We start from the raw sequence: 4,551 nt of genomic DNA, 5'->3' as shown, positions 1-4,551 counted from the left end.
GTTCGTAGGTGTGCGGACGGCAGCGCTCCGCAATCTCGAAGACGGTTGTCGGCCCGGCCGCATCCAGGAGCTGGAAACCGGGGTGAACGACGACGGCAACTTGCCTCAGCATGGCAGTATTCGCCCGATTTATGTCATTTCGGACGAAACCTAACGCCGGTACCCTCGTCGTCAAGCCATCTGGAGCATCGCCATGACGATGCCCGCACTGAGGCGACGGCGACGGGCGTCTGGCTCACCCGGAGCACCGGCTTTCACAGCAAGGGAGTGACGGATGAAAGCTTTGATCGCCGGGGCCGGAATTGGCGGCCTCACCACCGCTCTGTTCCTGCATGAGGCAGGCATCGAGGTTGAACTGTTCGAGCGGGCCGACGACATCCGCGAACTTGGCGTCGGCATCAACATGCTGCCGCACGCTGTCAAGGCGCTGGCTGGGCTTGGCTTGATGCCGGCGCTCGACGCGGAGGGGGTGAGGACACGCGAGCTTGTCTACACCAACCGCTTCGGCCAGGTCGTATGGCAGGAATTGCGTGGCATCGATGCCGGCTATGAGGTTCCGCAAATCAGCATCCATCGCGGCAGGCTGCTGGGGCTGATCCACCGGGCCGTGGTGAGCAGGCTTGGCGGCGACGTCATCAGCACGGCAAGCCTTGTCGATGCCTTCGAGCAGAGTGAGGGCGAGGTCGTGGCGCATTTCCGCCGGCATGACGGCTCGCGAGGCGAGGCGCATGGCGACCTGCTCATAGGCGCCGACGGGATCCATTCCGCCGTCAGGGCCGTGCTCTATCCCGAAGAAGGGCCGCCGATCTGGAACGGCACGATGCTGTGGCGCGGCGCCACGCCATGGCCGGTCTGGCGCGACGGGCGCACCATGGCGGTTGCCGGCGGCAATTTCGCCAAGTTCGTCTATTATCCGATCGAGCCGGATCGCGAAGAGACCAGGCTGACGAACTGGGCGGTGATGGCCAATACCGGTGACAGCGGCACATCACCGCTGCGTCCCGGCGACTGGAGCCGCCCGGGGGTGATCGATGATGTGCTGCCCTTCGTGCGCGACCGGTTTCAGCTGGATTTTGTCGACCCTGCCTCGATCATCCAGGCAACGGATGGCTTCTACGAATATCCGAACTGCGACCGCGACCCGCTGCCGCGATGGTCGTTCGGGCGGGTGACGCTGCTCGGCGATGCGGCGCATCCCATGTATCCGGTGGGGTCGAACGGAGCCAGCCAGGCAATACTCGACGCCGGTTGCCTTGCGATGCATCTGGCCGCGGAGCCTACCGTCGAAGCCGCGCTAACGCGATATGATGGGGAGCGGCGGCCGGCTACATCGGCCATCGTGCTGGCCAATCGGCAAGGCGGCCCGGAAGCGGTCATAGACATGGTCGAGGCCCGGGCGCCGCATGGCTTTGATGACATCGACGCTGTCGCTTCGCGCGAAGAACGCAAGAGCGTGGTACGCGGCTATGCGTCCCTGGCCGGGTTTGCAAAACCGAATTGACCGGGAGCGGCACGTTTTTGCGCCCCTAGAGATCCGCTTCGGCGAAGATGCGCGAGGCCCAGTCGAGGAAGACGCGAAGGCGCGGCGAGAGCTGACGGTTCTGCGGGTAGAGTGCCGACAGCGGTGTCGGCGAGGGCGGGTAGTCGGCCAGCACCTCGACGAGCGTCCCATCGGCAAGATCCTTCTCGAAGCGATAGCGCGGCGCCTGGATCAGGCCGAGGCCAAGCCGCGCCAGGTCGGCAGCGGTATCGGAATTGTTGGCGGCGACGCGGCCGGGCAGCCGCACCTCACGGATATTGCCGGCGATGGTGAATTCGAACGGAAGGGTCTCTCCGGTGCGCGACGAGACAAAGCCCACCGCCTGGTGACCGTCGAGTGCATCGGGGGAGACGGGCGTGCCGTGGCGCTCGAGATAGGCAGGGCTGGCGCACGTGATCTCGCGGATCATCGCGAGCCGCCGCATGATCATGCCGCTGTCGGGCGGCTCGCCGACGCGGATCACACAGTCGACGCCTTCGCGCACGAGATCGACCAGCCGGTCGCTTTGGCCGATCTGCAGGTCGATCCTGGCATAGCGGGCGAGGAACTCCGGCAGGCGCGGCAACAGGAAGGTGCGGGTGAGCAGCGTGCTGGCGTCTATGCGCAGCAGGCCGAAAGGCTCCGCATTGCGGAAGGCGGCTTCGGCATCCTCGATTTCGGCCAGGATCGACAGGCAGCGCCGATAGTAGGCCTCGCCGTCCTGGGTGGCGTTCACCTGCCGTGTCGTTCGTTCCAGAAGCCGCGCGCCGAGATGCCCTTCCAGCCGCCTTAGCGCTTCCGTCGCGGTTGAGCGCGGCAGGCCGAGATCGGCCGCAGCAGCGGTGAAGCTGCGCCGCTCCAGAACGCGAACGAAGAGCCGCATCGTGTCCAGCCGATCCATGGCCTTTGTTCGCAGTTTCCGAATAGTGATGTCAATAGGCGGCTGATTATCCAGAAGGCGGCCCGGCCTATATCCGTGTCACCAACAACGCGGAGAGACTTCCATGACATCCAATCAAACAAGGACGGGTGGCCAAACCAGAACCGCGATCGTGACCGGCGCCTCCAAAGGCATCGGCGCCGCCATCGCACAGCGGCTCGCCCGCGACGGCGTCGCCGTCGTCATCAACTATGCACGCGGCCGCGCCGAGGCCGAAGAGCTTGTGCGCAGCATCGAAGCCGGTGGCGGCAAGGCGATCGCGGTTCAGGCCGATGTCGCCGATCCAAACGGCATCGCAGCGCTGTTCGACGCCGGCGAGAAGGCGTTCGGCGGCATCGACATCCTCGTCAACAATGCCGGCATCATGAAGACTTCGCCGATCGCGCAGACCGACGATGCTTCGTTCCACACGCAGATCGCGATCAATCTCGGCGGCGTGTTCCGCGGCATGCGGGAAGGCGCGCGCCGGCTTCGCGACGGCGGCCGCATCGTCAATTTTTCCAGCAGCGTCGTCGGCCTCTACCAGCCGGGCTACGGCGTCTACGCCGCCACCAAGGCAGGCGTCGAGGCGATGACCCACATCCTGGCCAAGGAGCTCGGCGCGCGCCGTGTCACCGTCAACGCGGTGGCGCCCGGGCCGATCGAGACCGCCCTGTTCACGGACGGCAAGAGCGAGGCGCAGATCGAGGCCATCGGCAAGATGATCCCGCTTGGGCGGCTTGGCCAGCCTGGCGACATTGCCGGGCTGGTCTCGTTCCTGGCCGGGCCGGACAGTGGCTGGGTCAACGGACAAATCATCCGCGCCAATGGCGGCGTGGTCTGAGGAGATAATCATGCAAAAGACAATCCTGATCACCGGGGCTTCCAGCGGCTTCGGCGCGATGACCGCTCGCGCCCTGGCGAGAGCGGGCCACACGGTCTATGCCTCGATGCGCGACCCCTTGGCGCGCGGCGGCGTGGCGGCAGCCGAGATGGAAAAGTTCGCCCGCGACGAGGGCCTGGCGCTCAAGCCGATCGCGCTCGACGTCACCTCGGACGCTTCGGCCGAGGCGGCTGTCCGACAGATACTCAGCGAGGCCGGCCGGCTCGACGTGCTCATCCACAATGCCGGGCACATGGGGTTCGGACCAACCGAGGCGTTCTTGCCCGAGCAGCTGGCGCAGCTCTATGACGTCAACGTCGTCGGCACGCAGCGCGTCAACCGTGCGGCCTTGCCGCACATGCGCTCGCTCGGCCGGGGACAGATGGTCTGGGTCGGCTCGAGCAGCACGCGCGGCGGCACGCCACCGTTCCTTGCGCCCTATTTCGCGGCCAAGGCCGGCATGGATGCGCTGGCGCAGAGCTATGCGCTGGAACTCGCCCGCTTCGGCATCGAAACGACCATCGTCGTGCCGGGCGCTTTCACCAAGGGCACCGAACATTTCCACAATGCCGCGAAGCCTGCCGATGCCGAGCGCGCCGACCTCTACTGGTCCGGCCCCTATGCCGGCGCCGATCAGCAGGCGCTGAAAGGGCTGGCCGCACTCGAGCCGGCGGATGCCGATCCGGCCGATATCGCGGCGGCCATCGTTGACCTCGTGGCGATGCCGCATGGCAGCCGCCCGCTGCGCGTCCACATCGACCCCTCCGACGATGGTGCGGCGATCGTCAACGGCGTTGCCGACCGCGTGCGCGCGCAACTCATGGAACGAATCGGCCTTGCCGACCTGCTCCATCCTAAAGCCTGAAATACAACCTTAAACAGAAGGAATAGAACCATGCCATTCGCCAACATAAAGGTACCGCAGGCCGCACTCTCCAGGGCGCAAAAAGAAGACCTCATCCACCGGACCACAGCCATGTTCGTCGACTTTTTCGGTGAGGTCGCGCGCCCCACCACGATGGTGCTGGTGGAGGAAGTCGCCGATGGCGGCTATGGCCGGGCCGACGAAGTGTTCGTCGTGCCGGACGCCTATCGCGCCAAGGAGTAGCGCAGGGCGGGCAACATCCTTCGGACCTTCCCGCCCTCCGGGGGCAAGAAACCCAAGTCTTGCGACGCCGCGCGGACCCCCACCCCGCTGCTTCGCAGCGACTTGCCGGGGCGAGCCACGGG

5 protein-coding genes are annotated in these 4,551 nt (G+C 66.0%); 4 read left to right on the top strand and 1 reads right to left on the bottom strand.

All coding sequences use genetic code 11. The features are described from left to right. Positions 1 to 274 precede the first annotated feature (274 nt). Positions 275 to 1,501, top strand: a complete 1,227-nt coding sequence (locus EN943_RS35250; protein ID WP_127416408.1) for a flavin-dependent oxidoreductase — start codon at positions 275 to 277, stop codon at positions 1,499 to 1,501. 25 nt (positions 1,502 to 1,526) lie between these two features. On the opposite strand, the gene EN943_RS35245 is transcribed toward EN943_RS35250, so the two are convergent. Continuing rightward, positions 1,527 to 2,420: a LysR family transcriptional regulator gene (locus EN943_RS35245; RefSeq protein WP_127416407.1), complete on the bottom strand. Its 894-nt coding sequence runs from the start codon at positions 2,418 to 2,420 to the stop codon at positions 1,527 to 1,529. A gap of 103 nt (positions 2,421 to 2,523) precedes the next feature. Between EN943_RS35245 and EN943_RS35240 the strand changes: the two genes are divergently transcribed. From EN943_RS35240 to EN943_RS35230, 3 genes are read left to right on the top strand one after another with little or no spacing between them, the layout of a single operon-like run. Then, positions 2,524 to 3,282, top strand: coding sequence for an SDR family oxidoreductase (locus EN943_RS35240; RefSeq protein WP_127416406.1), 759 nt, complete (start codon positions 2,524 to 2,526; stop codon positions 3,280 to 3,282). 7 nt (positions 3,283 to 3,289) lie between these two features. Then, entirely contained in the window at positions 3,290 to 4,186 is an 897-nt protein-coding gene (locus tag EN943_RS35235) for an SDR family oxidoreductase (RefSeq protein ID WP_127416409.1), read from the top strand. 30 nt (positions 4,187 to 4,216) lie between these two features. Next, complete coding sequence (locus EN943_RS35230; RefSeq protein ID WP_065005305.1) at positions 4,217 to 4,429, top strand: 4-oxalocrotonate tautomerase family protein; 213 nt, start codon at positions 4,217 to 4,219, stop codon at positions 4,427 to 4,429. The last annotated feature ends 122 nt before the right edge of the window (positions 4,430 to 4,551 follow it).

The sequence above is a fragment of the Mesorhizobium sp. M7A.F.Ca.US.006.01.1.1 genome (assembly GCF_003997935.1).
GTDB lineage: Bacteria > Pseudomonadota > Alphaproteobacteria > Rhizobiales > Rhizobiaceae > Mesorhizobium.
Note: the sequence above shows the minus strand (reverse complement) of the source record. Positions and strands in the feature narration are given on the sequence as shown.

What these genes read in the sequence shown, in the direction of transcription:
- EN943_RS35250 (WP_127416408.1), top strand. Translation starts at nt 275, where the DNA reads ATGAAAGCTTTGATCGCCGGGGCCGGAATTGGCGGCCTCACCACCGCT.
- EN943_RS35245 (WP_127416407.1), bottom strand. Translation starts at nt 2,420, where the DNA reads ATGGATCGGCTGGACACGATGCGGCTCTTCGTTCGCGTTCTGGAGCGG.
- EN943_RS35240 (WP_127416406.1), top strand. Translation starts at nt 2,524, where the DNA reads ATGACATCCAATCAAACAAGGACGGGTGGCCAAACCAGAACCGCGATC.
- EN943_RS35230 (WP_065005305.1), top strand. Translation starts at nt 4,217, where the DNA reads ATGCCATTCGCCAACATAAAGGTACCGCAGGCCGCACTCTCCAGGGCG.